Source organism: Alteraurantiacibacter aestuarii (assembly GCF_009827405.1).
Classification (GTDB): Bacteria; Pseudomonadota; Alphaproteobacteria; order Sphingomonadales; family Sphingomonadaceae; genus Alteraurantiacibacter; species Alteraurantiacibacter aestuarii.
Genome location: NZ_WTYY01000003.1, coordinates 557,599 through 574,001, shown reverse-complemented (window position 1 = coordinate 574,001; position 16,403 = coordinate 557,599). Strand labels below are relative to the sequence as shown.

Below are 16,403 nucleotides of genomic sequence, written 5' to 3'. Positions count from 1 at the left end.
TCTTTGCCCGCAATCCATACGGTGGTCGTCAGCCGGCCCGGTGCCAGCCAGACCCGCAGGCCAGCTATGACATATCGGTGCAGATCATCGCGATGGTGGGCGGCGCTGGCCTGAGGAAATTCGCCTTTATCGGCAATGAGCAGTTTCGCAGCTTCGGACGGGATTAAAGCGGCATATCCCGTTCCATCGCCGCGCTGGCCAATGCCTCGGCCTCCAGCAGCAGTTCATCGTCCGCTGCCCCTTGCGGAACGGCTTCGCGGCCGATCATCACCATCACCGGAACGGCCAGCGGGCTGACACGCTCAAGCTGCACATGCTCAAGCCGCTCTGCCGCATGGTCCAGCAGATCGCCCAGCCGCTCTATGTCGGTCATGCGTGATCGGGCATCGGCCCAGGCCGCTTCGATCAGCACATGGCCGGGCTCATATTTGCGCAATACGTCATAGATCAGATCGGTCGAGAAGGTGACCTGGCGGCCGGTCTTGCGCTTGCCGGGATGCTGCCGCTCCACCAGTCCCGCAATCACCGCCACTTCGCGAAACGCGCGCCGCAGCAGGTAGGAATCCTGCACCCAGTCGATGAATTCCTCCTGCAGGATCGTGGGTGAAAGCAGTGCAGCAGGGTCCTCCACCGGCTTCAGGCCCCACACCGCCAGCGAGTAGTCATTGGCCACGAAGCCACCTGGCATCAGCCCCATGTCCTCCATCCGCTTGGTGACCAGCATGCCCAGCGACTGGTTCGCATTCCACCCGGTGAAGGTGTAATAGACGCTGTATTCACGGCCCCCGTGCGGGAAGCTTTCCACCAGCAGATTGTCCGGTCCGGGAAGCTGCGATCGCCAGTCCTGTACCTCCAGCCATTCGCGCACATCGTCGGGGAAACGTGCCCAGCCCGCCCGGTCCACCAGCAAGGCGCGAACGCGGCTGGCCAGATGGGTGGTGAGCGGCAGGCGCAGACCGCCATAGGACGGGATCATCGCCGCCTTCCTGCAGGCCCGCACCACCAGCTCCATGTCCCGCAGCTGCTCGACCTCAAGGTTGAGCCCGGCAAACTGGAAGGTGTCCCCCGGCGTGAGCGATGCGGCAAAGCGCTCCTCCACCTTGCCTAGCGACCGGCCATTGCGAAAGCGCACGCTGAGCATTTCACTATCGACGATGATGCCCGCGTTCATCCGGTGGCGCTGCGCCTGGTCTGGGTGAGTCAGCCGCCACACGCCGTGCCCGTCGCGCGTGATCCGCTTGAACTTGTCATAGGCGCGCAGGGCATATCCGCCGGTAGCGATGAAGCTGAGCACCCGCTCCCACACGCTTTGATCCACCCAGGAATAGGACAGACAGGCGCGCACGTCCGCCAGCAATTGCTGTTCATCGAATGGCGCGGCACAGGCGCAGGCCATCACGTGCTGCGCCAGCACATCAAGGCTGCCAGGGCGGAAATCCTCGCCGTCGCGCTGGCCTTCATCCACCGCGTCCTTGGCCGCCCACGCCTCGAGAAATTCAAAGCGGTTGCCCGGCACCAATAGCGCGCGGCTGGCCTGATCGAGCCTGTGATTGGCACGCCCGATCCGCTGGAGCAGACGCGATGATCCCTTGGGCGCGCCCATTTGCACCACCAGATCTATGTCACCCCAGTCGACCCCCAGGTCGAGGCTGGCGGTACACACCAGCGCGCGCAATTCCCCGCGCGCCATAGCCGCTTCCACCTTGCGCCGCGCCTCGGTGGATAGCGAGCCGTGGTGGATGCCGATGGGCAGGTTCTGCTCATTCGCCTCCCACAGTTTCTGGAAGATATATTCGGCCAGAAACCGCGTGTTGGTGAAGATCAGAGTGGTACGACATTCGCACACGCGGCGGTACAATTGGGGAATGGCCCAGATCGCCGCATGCCCGCCCCAGGGCACGCGCTCCTCTTCTGGCAGAAGGATTTCCACCTGTGCCGCAGCGCCCCGCTCACCCGCCACCAGCGCGACCGAATCCACATCGCCCCACGGCGCCAGCCATTCGCGAAAGGCCTCCGGATCGGCAACGGTGGCGGAAAGTCCCACGCGCTGCATATCGGGCGCAATCGCCTGTAAGCGCGACAGTGCGAGCGCCAGCAGATCCCCGCGTTTCTGCGTGGCGAAGGCGTGGATTTCGTCCACCACCACCCGCTTCAGCCCGGCAAACAACGCAAAACTCTCAGGGAAGCTGAGAAGCAGAGAGAGGCTCTCAGGAGTGGTCAAGAGGATCTGAGGCGGGCGGGAGCGCTGGCGGCGCTTGCGGTCCGATGGCGTATCCCCGCTGCGCGTCTCTATCCTGATATCCAGCCCCATATCGGCCACCGGGGTGAGCAGATTGCGCTGCACATCATGCGCCAGCGCCTTGAGCGGCGAGACATAGAGCGTGTGCAGGCCATCGGGCGGCGCCGCGCCATTCAGCACCGATGGGCAGAACGCCGCCAGCGTGGGCAGGAAGCCAGCAAGCGTCTTGCCGGCGCCGGTATCGGCCACCAGCATGGCATGCTTGCCGGCCTGCGATGCGGCCAGCATATCGGCCTGATGCTGGCGGACCCGCCAGCCGCGCCCGGCGAACCAGTCGGCAATTTCTTCAGGGACCTGCGCCGCAATCTCCACCATCGTTACAAGATGGCAGGCCGCCAGCGCATTTCCAGTGCCCTAATCCCGGATCGGCGCAATCCCTTCTGCCTGCGGCAGTTCATGCGCCGCCTCATGCTCGGCCACATTCTCTTCCGGAAAGCGCGCGAAGTAGATCACGACGGCAACCAGCGTCCAGATTCCGGCCAGCGTGTAATAGAACAATTGCGGATGGCCCTGCCCGGCCGTCATCGCGGCAAGGCTGGCCCCCAGAGGCCTGCCGAAATTGCCGACCGCCATATAGATGGTGAACTGCGTGGCGGCGACGGCGGGCGAGCACATGCGCATGCAGATGGGGATCATGGCGATGGCATAGAACAGGCCGACAAATTCGATGGCGCCGGCAAACCCCATCAGGAACCAGCTCTCGCTCCACAAGGATTGGCTCGCGCCCATGATGATCAGCAGGGCGATGCCGATGATCACCGCGATCAGCATGGATCGCTGCGCGCCAATCGCATCGATCAGCCAGCCGCCCACCACCAGCCCGACAACGCCGGTGGCCAGCCCAAGGGTGGAGGTGAAATTGGTATATTCGGTCAGCTTCCAGCCGCCCACGTCCTGGAACAGGATCGGGTGGAAGCTCTCAAACCCGCCCCACGGCAGGGACCGGAACAGCAGCACCGGGATCAGCATCAGGCTGAGCGGGACGATGATCGCCTTCACCGCATTCACCAGCAGCGGCCACCATGCCTCTACCTGGATATCCAGATTGCGCCTGTGGCTTTGCCCGTGGGTCCACGGCAGGCGGCGCTCCCCGCTGCGTTCGCGGATGATGATGCCATAAAGCATGACCACGCCCGGCACGACCGCGCCCACCATCAGGCAGGCGGATATGCCGGAAGCTGCCAGCAGCGCCCCGCCGCCAGCGGTGGTGGCGGCAATGCCCAGCAATTGCGCGCCGAACATGATGCCGCCGGCCTTTGCCCGCTCATCCTCCTCCATGATATCGACGGCAAGGCTGTCTATCCCCACGTCCTGGAAGGTGACCGCCATATTGGCGACAAAGCCAATGGCCGATAGCATCGCGATATCGGAATGTTCGGGTGCAATGACCGCGCCTGCCAGCAGAATCAGCACGATCAGCGCCTGCGCGCCGATGATCCACACGCGCCGCCGCCCCATCGGCAGGAAGGTATAGCGGTCAATCAGGAAGCCGTTGATCAGCTTGAGCGACCACGGCAGCGACGCCGTGGCCACAACCGCGCCGATTTCCCCCGTGCCCGCGCCATTGGCCGCCATCCATGTGGGAACGGCATAGAAGAACAGGCCGATGGGGAAGCCCTGGGTGAAATAGAACAGCAGCAGCGTCAGCAATCGCAGCGGCTTGCTGCGTGTCAGGATAAGCGCGGATTGCTCCGCCGGAATGCTGGCCATGTCTTGAACCCCCCTGTGAACGGGCGAGTATGCCGCAACTTGCGGATTTGTCTAACTGTCAAACAGGCGCAGCTGGCTGACCTGCGCCAGGTCCAGATCGATGGCGAACAGATCGGCCAGGGCGGCGCGCCATTCTTGCGCGTCCTGCAACTCGCGCCGCTCGGACTGGTCGCCCTGTGCGATGCTGAGCGATGTGCCGGACAGCGCCATGAAGCCCCCCGGCAGCACCCGGCTGACAATAGGCCCCAGCACAAAGCGCGATTGCGGCCAGGTGGCGGTCCAGTGATTGGCCTGATCCATATCCGCCTGCGCGACCGGTGCCAGATCGAAGCTGTATTGCGCCTGCCAGTCGCCATGTGGCTGCGCGCGGCCATCGGTGGTGGCGCGCGGGCCTGATCGTTCGAGTAGCCAGTCGCCGTCCGCCCGGCCGATATGGCGCAGGCGGTGGCGCGCACCATCCGGCGTGCGCGTTTCTGCACCGTCCGTCAGCGGCAGTGGCGGGACGTAGGAGCCGCCAAATCCGGCATCGGCAAGCCACTTTTCACCGCCAAGATCGGCCAGCAACAGCACATGCGTTCGCGGCGGGATCACATTATCGGGAATGGCCAGCCGGGGACGCGCCAGCAGCGGGCGGCTGGCAATCCCCATCAGCGCCAGCATATCTGCATAAAGCCGGTTCTGTTCAAAACAGTACCCGCCACGGCCCGCCGTCACCAGCTTGGCAAAGACATCGTCACTGCCGATCAGGATCGGACAGCCCAGCAGCACGTCCAGATTCTCGAACGTGATCGCCTGCCGGTGGGCCGATTGCAGCAGGGCAAGTCCCGCCGCATCGGCCCCCGGTACTTCGTCCAGCGCCAGTCTGGCGCAATAGGCGCCCAGCCGATCACCCATCGGACGGGTTAGTGCCCGGCTTGCGGGCCGCGCTTGAGGCCGGACAGGCTGAGCTGCTCGTCGATCTGCGCCATCAGGCGGGCGAGCCCTTCCTCACTGTTGCTCTCGGCACGGGCCACCAGCACGTCCTGCGTGTTGGATGCGCGCAGCAGCCACCAGCCATCGTCATTGGTGACGCGCACGCCATCGGTATCGTTGACGTCCGCGGTGGTCCTGGCCAGCCGCTCCTTCACTTCATCGATGGCGGCGAACTTGCGGCTTTCATCCACCTGGAAGCGCATTTCCGGCGTGTTGAGCATCTGCGGCATGTCGCTGCGAAGCTGGGTCACCGATTTGCCCAGCCGTGCAGACGCCGCGATCAGCCTGATTCCGGCATAAAGCGCATCGTCAAAACCATAATATGTGTCGGCGAAAAACACGTGTCCGCTCATTTCCCCGGCCAGCGGCGAATGAGTTTCCTTCATTTTGGATTTAATCAGCGAGTGGCCGGTCTTCCACATCAGCGGCTTGCCGCCGCACTCCGCAATATGATCGAACAGCGCGCGGCTGGCCTTCACATCGGCGATAATCGTCGCGCCCTTGCGCGTCTTGAGCAGATCTTCGGCATAGATCATCAGCAGCTGATCGCCCCAGATCACCCGTCCCTGGCCATCGATTGCGCCGATCCTGTCGCCATCCCCGTCGAATGCCACTCCGAAATCGAGGGATTTTACGGAGACAAGCTTCCGCAAATCCTCAAGATTTTCCTCAACAGTAGGATCAGGATGATGATTGGGAAATTCGCCATCGACTTCGGTAAACAGCAGATGATGCTCCCCGGGCAGGCGCGCGGCGAGCTTTTCCAGCGCGGGTCCGGCAGCACCGTTGCCGGCATCCCAGCCGACCTTGAGACCGGCCAGGACCTGGGGATCGATTCCATCGAGACCCTGGAGCAGGCGATCGATATAGGCGTCCATGATATCGACGCTCTCGACGCTGCCCGGCGCGGCATCGATCCAGTCTCCGGCCGCGGCCATCTTGCCCAGCAGGAGGATATCGGCGCCGAAGAACGGACGCCCGCGAAATACCATCTTGAAGCCATTGTAATTGGCGGGATTGTGGCTGCCAGTTATCTGAATGCCGCCATCCACCTCTTCGGCTGAGGCTTCTGCGTAATAGAGCATGGGCGTGGCGGCCATGCCGATCCGCCGGACATCGCAGCCGGTGGCCGTAAGCCCTTCGATCAGCGCCGCTTCCAGCATGGGTGAGCTGACCCGGCCATCATAGCCAACCGCCACCTTCTTGCCGCCATCGCGCTGCAACAGCGTGCCGAAGCCGCGCCCGATCGCGCGGGCATCTTCCACGCCCAGCGTCTCGCCGACAATACCGCGAATATCGTATTCACGAAGAACCGTGGGATTGAATGTGTGGGTCATTTTGGCTCCTGCTAATTGACCGATGCTAATTGATCGATGCTAATTGACCGATCGGCCGGGAAGTTCATCAAACAACAAATCACGCGCAGCATTGGCTTCGTGCACCTGTTCATTGGTGCCGCCCTTGTCTGGATGCACCATAGTGACCAATCGCTTGTGCGCTGCAACAATTTCTTCCCTGCCGGCGCCTGCTTCAACCCCCAGCAACCTGCGCGCCCGATAGATCGCAAGGCCGCGCGTGGATATTTTCTTTTCCCATGGCCAGCGCCCGGTGATCATCTTGAAGGCGATACAGCCAAGAGCGGCAAGGACGATCAGGCGCGTCATGGCTCAGGCCGCCTCGCTGGGTTGCAGCGCCAGTTCGGAGGGGCGGGCCGGCATGGGCAGTTTGAGATTGGCGACCAGCGCGCGCAATTCCTGCCGCGCAACCAGATGGCTGGTGCCCAGTTCGCCCAGATGCCCCTTGTCCAGCAGTGTCAGGCCGGACGGAAACAGCTCGCGGTACACCACGCGCTCCGACAGGCCGTGCGAAATGCGAAAGCCCACGCGCTTGGAAAGTTCTGTCAGCGCCTGATCGATGCGGCGCTGGTTGCGGGCATCGGTGTGGCCGGTGCGGTTGCGCACCACCACCCAGTCCATTTCCCGGCGCTGCTGCTCCACCGTGGCGCGGCTGCGCTTCAGACGTGCTTCCCAGATCAGCTCTGCATAAAAGCTCAGGCGGCGGACCTTGAAGGTTTCCGCATCGACCTGCCCGATCAGGTCGAAATCGACGAAGCTGTCGTTCATCGGCGTGACCAGCGTATCGGCCTCGGTGGCGACATGGCGGGCAAAGGGATCATCGCGTCCCGGCGTATCGAAGATGATGAAGTCCATGCCTTCACCCAGCCGCGCGACCTGTTGCTCCAGCTGGGCAATATCCTCGCCTTCGAACACGGCACACTGCGGGCCGGGCAGATCGATCTGGCGGCGCTCACGCGTTTCGGCGCGGTTTTCGCAATAGCGGTGCATGGTGCGCTGGCGGGTATCGAGATCGATCGCGGCGACCTTCGCGCCCTGATAGGCAAGCGCCACCGCCACATGCACGGCGGTGGTGGATTTGCCGGTCCCGCCCTTCTCATTGGCGAAGACGATCCGGTGGGCGGGGCGATGGGCTGTATTTGCGCTCACGATAAGGGCAGGCTTTCTCTATCAGGCAGCTGAGGCTAGGCAGGCAGCTGAGGCCAGGTCTGTTGAGGAGACCTTATCGGAGGGGAGAGCCCGTGCAAACCATCAACCACATCACACATTTGCGTGAAGCTGTGGATGACTTGCGCGAACAGGGCAAGATTGCCCTGGTCCCCACCATGGGCGCCTTGCATGACGGCCATCTGACTCTGGTGCGCGAGGCGAAGAAATATGCGCCCCACGTGGTGGTTTCGATCTTCGTCAATCCCACCCAGTTCGGCCCGAATGAGGATCTGGACGCCTATCCGCGCCAGCTGGAGCGGGACAAGGCCTTGCTGGAGAGCGAAGGCGTGGCACTGTTATGGGCGCCGGATGGAGCCGAGATGTATCCCGGCGGCTTTGCCACATCGATCACCGTGGCAGGCGTGAGCGAGGGCTTGTGCGGCGCCTCGCGTCCCGGCCATTTCGACGGTGTGGCCACGGTGGTGTGCAAATTGTTCAATCAGGTGCGCCCCGATGTCGCTCTGTTCGGGGAGAAGGACTGGCAGCAGCTGGCGGTGATCCGCCGCATGGCGCGCGATCTGGACCTGATCCTGCCCCATGCGGGCAATATCATCGGCATACCGACCGTGCGTGAGTCCGACGGGCTGGCGATGAGCAGCCGCAATGCCTATCTCTCACCGGCAAACCGGCAGGCGGCAGCACGGCTGAATCAGGCCATGCGCGAGGCGATTGCGCGGATCGAGCGGGGCGAGGATGTTGCCGCCACGCTGGCATGGCTGGAGCAGCAATTGCTCGCCGCCGGTTTTGCCTCAGTCGATTATGCCAGCCTGGCCGATGCCGAAAGCCTGGCGCTGCTGCCGGGCACACCGCAAAGGCCCGCCCGCCTGCTGGTGGCGGCACGGATCGGCCAGACCCGCCTGATCGACAATATGGCCGTAGAGGCGCGCATCTGATGCGCTTCGCCGCCATCAGGGCCATGACGGCGGCCGCGATGATGGCTCTGGGTCTAACGGCATGCAGCAATGAAATCGAGGTCGAGCCGCCAGCGCGCGTGGAAACCGCGCCGGTCATCGATACCGCCAGTTCGACCATGCGCGTGCCGCTGGCGATCTCGCTCGATCAGTTGCAATCCGCGTTGCAGGATCGCATCCCGCGCCGCCTGTGGTCGATTGACGAGCAGCGCAGCAATTGCATCCCGGCCCAGCGCGTGCGCCGCCTTGGGCTGGATATTGCGCTCACCCCCGATATCGCCTGCCGCATATTGGGAGAGGCGACGCGCGGGCGCATCACCTTGTCGGGCCGCGGGCGTGACCTGCTGATCCGCCTGCCGGTCAATGCCAGCCTGCGGGCAGAGGATATCGGCGGCATACTGGAAGGCGAAACCGCCACCGGCTCTGTCATGGCCACGCTTCGCGCGCGGCTTTCGGTCACGCCGGACTGGCGGCTGCGCGCCAATATCGACGTATCCTATGACTGGAGCGAGGAGCCGGGGATTGATTTCCTGGGACAGCGCATCCGCCTGACCAGCCACGCAGACCGCGAGTTGCAGGGCCTGGTCACCAGTCTGGAACGAGAGCTGGAGCGCGAATTTGCCCGTATCCAGCTGCATCCCTTTGTCGATAATGCCTGGGAGAAGGGCTTTGCCGTGATCTCCCTCAATGGCGAGAACCCGCCTGCATGGATGCGCATCACCCCGCAGGCGCTGGGCGTGGATGGGTACCACTTCGAAGGACGGCAGATGCTGGTCGACATCGCGCTGGCCGCGCGCACGGAAACGGTGATTGGCGACCGCCCGCCCGCGCCCACACCCACCGCGCTGCCGCCGCGCGCTCAGAACATCAGCCGCGACGGGCTGCATCTGGCGGTGCCCGTGCTGGCGCAATATGCCCATCTGGAACCGGTGCTGCTGCGGGCCTTGCGAAAGCTCAACGAAAAGGGCCTGTCCCTGCCGCAGGTGGGCGCGATCACTGCGGATTTCCGCTCAGTGGAAATCTACGCGACCGAGAATGGCCGCATCGCCGTGGGCGTGGATGCGCAGGTGGCGCCAAGCGAAGGCATCGCCTCGCGCTATGGCAGCGCGCAGGGCAAGGTCTGGCTCACCGGCATCCCCTTCAATGAACCTGACAGCGCCGTGATCGCAATCCGCGACCTGACCATTTATGGCGACAGTGACCGGCCCGCAGTGGACCTGCTCACCCGCATGGTTGCAGGCGAAGAGCTGCGCGCCGGGATTGAACAGGCGCTGGTGGGCGATTTCACCCGCGAATATGAAGGCGTTATTGCCGATGCCCGCGAAGCGCTGGCCAATCTTGCCGCAGAAGGCGTGCAGATAAATGCCTCCATCACCAGCGTTGGTCACGGTCCGATCCAGGTGACCGGACGGGGCCTGTTCCTGCCGGTGGCCGCAGTGGGCACGGCGCGGCTATCGGCAAGCATCAATTAGGGAGAAGGCATGATGACTGAAGAGGATTTCCGGTCCTATGTGGCGGCGTTCAACGGCAATGATTTTGACGGGTTCGGCCGTTTCTATGCCGATGACGTGGTGTTCGAGCTGGGCGGATCGAAGACAATCGTCGGGCGTGAGAACATCCTGTCCTTCTACCGCGAGGTGAAGGCGCATATCACCGAGGTGGTCACCCCGCTGGACGTGATCGTCACCCCCACCCGCATCGCCATGCACTGCCGCACCACTTTCGATACCTTCAAGGACTGGCCGGACTTTGAAATCTGGCCAACCAGGGCAGGCGATCACCGCACGGTTGAAACCATCGCCATGTATGAGCTTGCAGGCGATCAGTTCACCCACATCAGAGGCGCGCGTTTCAAACCGTGAGGTGCGGGAGTTCCCGTCAGGCGGGGCGCCGGGCGAAAATCCCGAAGCCGGCGATGATGGCATAGCAGATCACCGGCAGCATCAGCGCGAATGTCAGGCTGCCGCTGGTATCGGCAATCACTCCGAACAGCAGCGGCACGATCGCCCCGCCGCAGATCGCCACATTGATGATGCCCGATCCATCCGCCGCACGCGGACCCAGCTTCTCACAGGCGAGCGAGAAGATGGTCGGGAACATGATCGAATTCATCAGGCCCACTGCCAGCAGCGTATAGGCCGCCACTTCGCCGGTTGAATTGGCCGAGATGGCGATCAGCGTGATCGCGCCCGCCGCCACGAAGGCAAGAATCTTGCCCGGACTGAGCATGCGCAACAGCGCCGATCCGATGAACCGGCCAACCATGGCGCCGCCCCAGTAAAGCCCGATCATCGGCCCGGCGACATTCTCCGCCACGTTGAGCACGTGCGCCTGCATCAGATAGCTGACGATGATCGAACCGATGGAAACCTCGGCCCCCACATACAGGAAGATGCACAAGGCGCCGTAACCGAACCGCCCGCGCTTCAGCAGGTCCAGTCCGGCCAGTCCGCCCGATGCCTCATGCTTTTCACCCTGCAGGCGGTTGCGGAACAGCCACACCACGGCGGCAACCAGGCCGATCAGCACGGCAAGGCCCAGATAGCCCTGCCAGATCGCTTCGCTTTCGGCCTGCCGGTAAGCGGTCAGTTCCGCGCCCGAAAGCTGGTCTGCGCTGATGGTGGCAAGGCTGCCCAGAATGATGATCGAGCCGACGATGGGAAACACGGTGGTGCCCAGCGAATTGAACGCCTGCGCAAAAGTCAGGCGGCTGTGCGCCGTACGCGATGGGCCAAGCAGGCTGATCAGCGGATTGGCCACCACCTGCACGATCACCACGCCGCTGGCGAGAATGAACAGCGCGAACAGGAACAGCGCATAGGTGGCCGTCTGCGAGGCAGGAATGAACAGCAGGCAGCCCGCCATCATGATCACCAGCCCGGCCACCGCCCCGCGCATGTAGCCCAGTTTCTTGACCAGCCGTGCGCCCGGAATGCCGACAATCGCATAGGCGGCAAAGAAGCAGAACTGCACCAGCATGGCCTGCGTGTAATTGAGCGTGAACAGCTCCTTCAACTTGGGGATGATCACATCGTTGAGCGAGGTGATGCCGCCAAAGATGAAGAACAGCGCGAACACGAAATATTGCAGCCCGGGGGCGTTGATGTGCTCGCCGCTATCCTCGATCGGATTAGGGTCTGTGCTGGTCGCGATATTGGGTGCCAATGCCATGATAATTCCCCTCCGGCGGCCTTCTAGATCGGGCTAGAACGGTCCGTTACATGAATGCGTTGCTTGCCCCGGAACGATGGCGAGCGATGCTATGGTGATTTCAGCAGCGCCATCGGCCGCAAGGCCAAGAATGGCAGGTGCCTTGTTGCCAAGACAGGCAAGCGCAATCGTGGCCCGGCGGCGGCCCTTGCCCACTGCCAGTTCGATGGTGTCGGTTATGTCCAGCGTGCCGCTGTCACTGATCAGCGAGAGCGAACTGCCCGGCCTCTCGGCGGCGATATATTCGATGGCGATCGCTGCATTGGGGGGCAGCTGCGCCCCTTCCGCCAGCACCAATTCCAGGCGGGCCGGACCAGTCCAGCTGAGCAGGCGGGCATCTTCCTGTGCGTCCAGATCGACACCCGATGCGGTGAACGTGCCGCTGGCAGATGTGCCGCGCAACCGTGGCAGATCGCTGCTGGCCGCACCTGCCGATACTCGGGCCGTCACATTCTGGGCGAGACCCCGGTCGAAAAGTGCGATCCTGCCTGCCTGTGTGGCATTCAGGGCGCTGCACTGGGTCGCATAATTGCGCGCAGCAGGCGGACGGGCGTAGGAGCCGCCAAAGCCAAGCGGGAACAACAGATCGGATTGCGCCAGGCAGCCCGAAGGCCAGCCGAATGACAGTTTGCCGGTGAAATCATGCCGCGCAGCTCCATCGGCGGTGCCGATCAGCACATCGGCCACGCCCTGCCCCTCGCTGCCCGGCAACCATGCCGCCACAAAGGCATCCGCCTCCGCCAGCTCCCGGTTAACCCACAGCGGGCGGCCGGAAAGGAACACGGCGACCGTGGGTATGCCCGCGCGCTTGAAGCGGCGCAGCAGTCCCAGACCTTCCTCATCCCGGAAGGCGAGATCGGCCCTGTCGCCTTCGAATTCGGCATAGGGCTGTTCGCCAAACACCACGATTGCGGCATCGGCGCGGCCAGTGAATGTACCATCGCTGGCAAGGATGGCCTCACCCCCGCCCTCGCTCATGGCTGCGGCGATACCGTCATAGACGGAGGTTGCGCCCGGCAGATTGTCCTCGGTCAGCTCACCGCCGCCCTGCCAGGTGACCGTCCAGCCGCCCGACTGGCGCACCACGTCATCGGCAGCCGCGCCCGCCACCACGATGCGCGCGGAGGAGCGGATCGGCAGGACGCCGTCGTTCTCCAGCAGGACCAGCGATTTGCGAACGGCCTCGCGGGCGATTTCGCGGTGCTGGGGTGATCCGATGATATCCCAGTCGCCGCCCACGGCGCGCTCCGACGGGCGTGGCTTGGTGAACAGGCCATAGGCCATCTTCAGGCGCAACATGCGGCCAACGGCCTCGTCTATGCGCTCCATCGGAATGGTGCCGGCACGCGCCTGCTCCAGCAGGCTGTCATACAGATCGCGCCAGTCTTCGGGCACCATATAGACATCCAGTCCCGCCAGCAGCGCATCGGGGCAGTTGGAAGCCGTGCAGCCGGGCAATTGCCCATGGCCGTTCCAGTCACCCACGGTCAGCCCCTCAAAGCCATATTGATCGCGCAGCAGGCCTTTGAGCAGCGGCTCATTGCCGTGCATCTTGACGCCGTTGATGCTGGAAAAGGAGACCATGACCGTCTGCACACCGGCGGCGATGGCCGGGATATAGGGCGTGCCGTGCACGGCGATCAGTTCGTCCAGATCACCTGCGGCATCGCCCTGATCCAGCCCGTTGGTGCCGCCATCGGCAAAGAAGTGCTTGGCCGTGGCGATAACGTGGCGCTCATCCAGAAAGCTGTCGCTGGCCGGATCGCCCTGCAGGCCGATAATGTTGGCCGCACCCAGCCGGGCGACCAGATCGGTATCTTCGGAGAAGCTCTCATAGGTCCGGCCCCAGCGATCATCGCGGGCAACCGCAATGGTGGGGGCAAAGGTCCAGTCGATGCCGGTCGCGGCGATTTCCGCAGCCGTGGCCTCGCCGATGCGGACCATCAGGTCCTCGTCACCCGCCGCGCCAAGGGCGATATTGTGCGGGAACAGCGTGGCACCGGGGATGTTGCTGTGACCGTGCACCGCATCGGTGGCCCACAAGGCCGGAATGGACGGCTCCTCCGCGCCCAGCGGAGCGCTCGACGCTTCCCACACTGCATCGGCCAGGTCCAGCCACAGGGGAGCGGCAGCCAGATCATCGCCGCCCGGCCCGCTGTTTCCGCCGTTCAGGATCATGCCGAAGCGGTATTGTTCGACATCCTCCATCGTGATGGTGGAGATGTCGGGCATGATCAGCTGGCCGATCTTGTGCTCCAGCGTCATCGCCTCGAGAATTTCCTCGACGCTCATCTCTGCCGGATTGGGGCCTTGCTCCAGCGGCGCCTGTGCACAGCCCGAAAGGCCCAGAACAAACGCGATTGCAAAGCCCATGCGGCGCTTTGTGGACATCATCCCCGAATTCTCTTTATTGCTTCTATGTGAACGTTCTCAATAACCCGCCCGGGTCATCTTCACAAGGGGGTAGCGAAAGCTATTTTGGACGGGGAAGCGCCACCAGCAGCAGGCCTGCCACAACAGCCAGCGCCGTCAGCAGGACAAACAGGCCCGAAAAGCCGAACAAGGGCACCATCGCCAGCGTGAGGCCGGGCATGATGAGCGAGGGCACCGTGTTGGTCAGGTTGAAGATGCCCAGGTCCCGCCCGCGGTGTTCGGGCCTGGGCAGCACGCGCAATGTCTGGGCCGAATGGAGCGCCAGGAAGATCGCCGAGGCGATACCGAACAACACATAGCCGGCAATCGCCAGCACCAGATCCTGAGCTGCGGCCATGGTCAGCAGGCCGACGGCGGACAGCGCTGCCCCCACCACCAGCGGCAAATTGGGCCGGTTGTGCCGGTCCACCCAGCGCCCGCACAGCAGGGAAAACGGCACGGAGACCAGCAGCACCAGCCCAAATACGCGGGCCACGTCATTGTCGCCAAAGCCGGGGGAGATGGAGCGGAACCAGAAGTACAGATACGCAAACAGGGCGGCTTCGGATATCTGCATCAGCAGGCGGGCGATCCACATGCGGATGGCAGGTGTCAGTGCCGCCCAGTCTCTCGCCTTGCGCGGTGTTTGGTCGATGGCGGAAGGCTGGTTGAGTTCGGGGAAGCGGCGCGGCGCCCCCATTATCAACACGGGCGAGACACAGCCCACCACCATGGCGGCAACCAGCATCAGCCGCACGTCATCGGACGCCATTCCCGGATGGGTGACGACCACGCCCGCCAGTGCACCCAATGCCGGAGAGAAGGACAACAAGCCGCCAAGCAGGCCCTTCTGCCGGTCAGGAACGCAATCGCCGGCCCATGCGGTCAAAGGCGCAAGCATCATGTTGAGGCACAATTGCCAGACCACGATCACCGCGATCAGTCCGGTCAGGTCCTGTACCTGCGTGACGCACAGCAGCAGGGCGCAGGACAGGACCATGCCGCACGCAATCCATCCGCGCCGGTTGCCGGTGATATCGCTGAGCCAGCCGAAGCCGATATTGGAAAGGCTGGATGCTATGGCGCCGAAAAAGGCGACATAGGCCAGCCAGGCAATGTCCTGCGCCCCGGCAAGATCGGCAACCCGGACAGGCAGCAGCACGGTGAGGAAGGGAACATAGGCAGTGGCCCCGCCGGCAGCGGCCAGGGCATAGAGCAACATGAAGCGGGTCGATTGGCGCGTGTCCCGGCCAGCGTTATTCATATCGGCTCTGGTCGCCCGGGGCGGCAACCGATTTGCGCTCCACCAGACTTCCCGCGATGTTGACCGGCCCATCCGGTGCAGCTTCGCCGTTCTTGGCCTCTATGATCAGTTCCACCGCGCGCGACACGGTTTGCGCAATCGGCTGGTCGATAGCGGTCAGCGGCGGCTGGATGAAGCGCACCACGGGCGTGTTGTCGAAGCTGATCAGCGAGAGATCGGACGGGACGCGCAAGCCCATCTCCGCCGCCACGGCGCGGGTCGCCAGCGCCATCTGGTCGTTACTGGCGATGATTGCCGTTGGCCGGGCAGACTTGCCCAGCAGTTCGCGCGCCGCCTTCACCCCGGACTGATAGCTGAAGTCCCCCTGTGCCAGCAGACCTTCGACCGGCAAACCGGCGTCTTCCATTTCCTGTCGCCAGCCGTCCACCCGCCAGGCGCTGAGGCTGTATTCGGGCGAGCCGGCAATAAAGCCGATGCGCTTGTGGCCCTTGTCGATCAGGTGCCGTGTGGCCAGCCGGGCCGATCCTTCATCGTCCATCGTCAGGGCCAGGCCAGGCCCTCCGCCCTTTGAACCGATGCGCGCGAACGGAATATTCTGCCGTTCCAGCAGGCCGATGATCAGCGGGTTGTCCGAATGCGGCGGGGTGAGGATCACACCGTCAGGCAGCAGGGCGGCGATGGCATTGCCCAGTTCGCGCTCGACATGATCGTTATGCGTGTCGACCAGTTCGAAAATCAGGCGATAGCCGTGCTCTGCGCATTTGAGCATTCCGCCCAGCAGCATCTGGTCCACCCAGTCGCTGCCTTCGCGTGCGCGCCAGTCCTTGATCGTCCGCTCACGGTCATTCAGCGCCAGGATCAGGTAGGACCGCGATCCGCTCATGCGCTGGGCGGCGATCGAGGGCACATAGCCCAGCTTGTCGATCGAGGCCTGCACCCGCTGCTGCATTTCCGGGCGGACATTGGGTTCATTATTGATGACGCGGCTGACCGTTTGCAGGGAGACCCCCGCATCAGCTGCAACATGTTTGATGGTGACCGCCTGCCGACGCCTTGCCACG

The 16,403-nt window shown here is 63.7% G+C and carries 13 protein-coding genes; 3 read left to right on the top strand and 10 right to left on the bottom strand.

Going from position 1 to position 16,403, the window contains the following annotated elements; translation table 11 throughout:
* Window positions 1-163: 163 nt before the first annotated feature.
* From GRI32_RS08175 to GRI32_RS08150, 6 genes are read right to left on the bottom strand one after another with little or no spacing between them, the layout of a single operon-like run.
* Window positions 164-2,614 carry a ligase-associated DNA damage response DEXH box helicase gene (locus GRI32_RS08175; protein ID WP_160590991.1) on the bottom strand — a complete coding sequence of 817 codons (2,451 nt, stop codon included), beginning with the start codon at window positions 2,612-2,614 and terminating at the stop codon, window positions 164-166.
* A gap of 39 nt (window positions 2,615-2,653) precedes the next feature.
* On the bottom strand, window positions 2,654-4,009 hold the full coding sequence (locus GRI32_RS08170) for an MFS transporter (RefSeq protein WP_160590988.1): 1,356 nt from the start codon (window positions 4,007-4,009) through the stop codon (window positions 2,654-2,656).
* 51 nt (window positions 4,010-4,060) lie between these two features.
* Window positions 4,061-4,903, bottom strand: a complete 843-nt coding sequence (locus GRI32_RS08165; RefSeq protein ID WP_160590986.1) for an arylamine N-acetyltransferase family protein — start codon at window positions 4,901-4,903, stop codon at window positions 4,061-4,063.
* An 8-nt stretch (window positions 4,904-4,911) separates the two neighbouring features.
* Window positions 4,912-6,318 carry a phosphoglucomutase/phosphomannomutase PgmG gene (gene pgmG, locus GRI32_RS08160; protein ID WP_160590984.1) on the bottom strand — a complete coding sequence of 469 codons (1,407 nt, stop codon included), beginning with the start codon at window positions 6,316-6,318 and terminating at the stop codon, window positions 4,912-4,914.
* Window positions 6,319-6,357: 39 nt separating this feature from the next.
* Window positions 6,358-6,645, bottom strand: a complete 288-nt coding sequence (locus GRI32_RS08155; protein ID WP_160590982.1) for a J domain-containing protein — start codon at window positions 6,643-6,645, stop codon at window positions 6,358-6,360.
* Between the two features lie 3 nt (window positions 6,646-6,648).
* Window positions 6,649-7,485, bottom strand: coding sequence for a division plane positioning ATPase MipZ (locus GRI32_RS08150; protein WP_337190188.1), 837 nt, complete (start codon window positions 7,483-7,485; stop codon window positions 6,649-6,651).
* 92 nt (window positions 7,486-7,577) lie between these two features.
* On the opposite strand from GRI32_RS08150, the gene panC reads away from it, so the two are divergent.
* Genes panC through GRI32_RS08135 form a run of 3 tightly spaced genes read left to right on the top strand, consistent with a single transcriptional unit; the run spans window position 7,578 to window position 10,318 of the window.
* On the top strand, window positions 7,578-8,438 hold the full coding sequence (gene panC, locus GRI32_RS08145) for a pantoate--beta-alanine ligase (RefSeq protein WP_160590980.1): 861 nt from the start codon (window positions 7,578-7,580) through the stop codon (window positions 8,436-8,438).
* Window positions 8,438-9,928: a DUF4403 family protein gene (locus GRI32_RS08140; RefSeq protein WP_160590978.1), complete on the top strand. Its 1,491-nt coding sequence runs from the start codon at window positions 8,438-8,440 to the stop codon at window positions 9,926-9,928. Before panC ends, GRI32_RS08140 begins: the two co-directional genes overlap by 1 nt.
* 9 nt (window positions 9,929-9,937) lie before the next feature.
* Window positions 9,938-10,318, top strand: a complete 381-nt coding sequence (locus GRI32_RS08135) for a nuclear transport factor 2 family protein (RefSeq protein ID WP_160590976.1) — start codon at window positions 9,938-9,940, stop codon at window positions 10,316-10,318.
* A gap of 16 nt (window positions 10,319-10,334) precedes the next feature.
* Here the strand turns inward: GRI32_RS08135 and GRI32_RS08130 are convergent, their stop codons facing one another.
* The 4 genes from GRI32_RS08130 to GRI32_RS08115 all read right to left on the bottom strand — a co-directional run bounded on the left by GRI32_RS08130 (window position 10,335) and on the right by GRI32_RS08115 (window position 16,402).
* On the bottom strand, window positions 10,335-11,627 hold the full coding sequence (locus GRI32_RS08130) for a sugar MFS transporter (protein WP_160590973.1): 1,293 nt from the start codon (window positions 11,625-11,627) through the stop codon (window positions 10,335-10,337).
* 33 nt (window positions 11,628-11,660) lie between these two features.
* Window positions 11,661-14,060, bottom strand: coding sequence for a glycoside hydrolase family 3 protein (locus tag GRI32_RS08125; RefSeq protein WP_237437448.1), 2,400 nt, complete (start codon window positions 14,058-14,060; stop codon window positions 11,661-11,663).
* Window positions 14,061-14,139: 79 nt separating this feature from the next.
* Window positions 14,140-15,342: an MFS transporter gene (locus GRI32_RS08120; RefSeq protein WP_160590971.1), complete on the bottom strand. Its 1,203-nt coding sequence runs from the start codon at window positions 15,340-15,342 to the stop codon at window positions 14,140-14,142.
* Window positions 15,335-16,402, bottom strand: coding sequence for a substrate-binding domain-containing protein (locus GRI32_RS08115; RefSeq protein WP_160590969.1), 1,068 nt, complete (start codon window positions 16,400-16,402; stop codon window positions 15,335-15,337). The genes GRI32_RS08120 and GRI32_RS08115 overlap by 8 nt, the downstream gene beginning before the upstream one ends.
* Between the last annotated feature and the right edge of the window lies 1 nt (window position 16,403).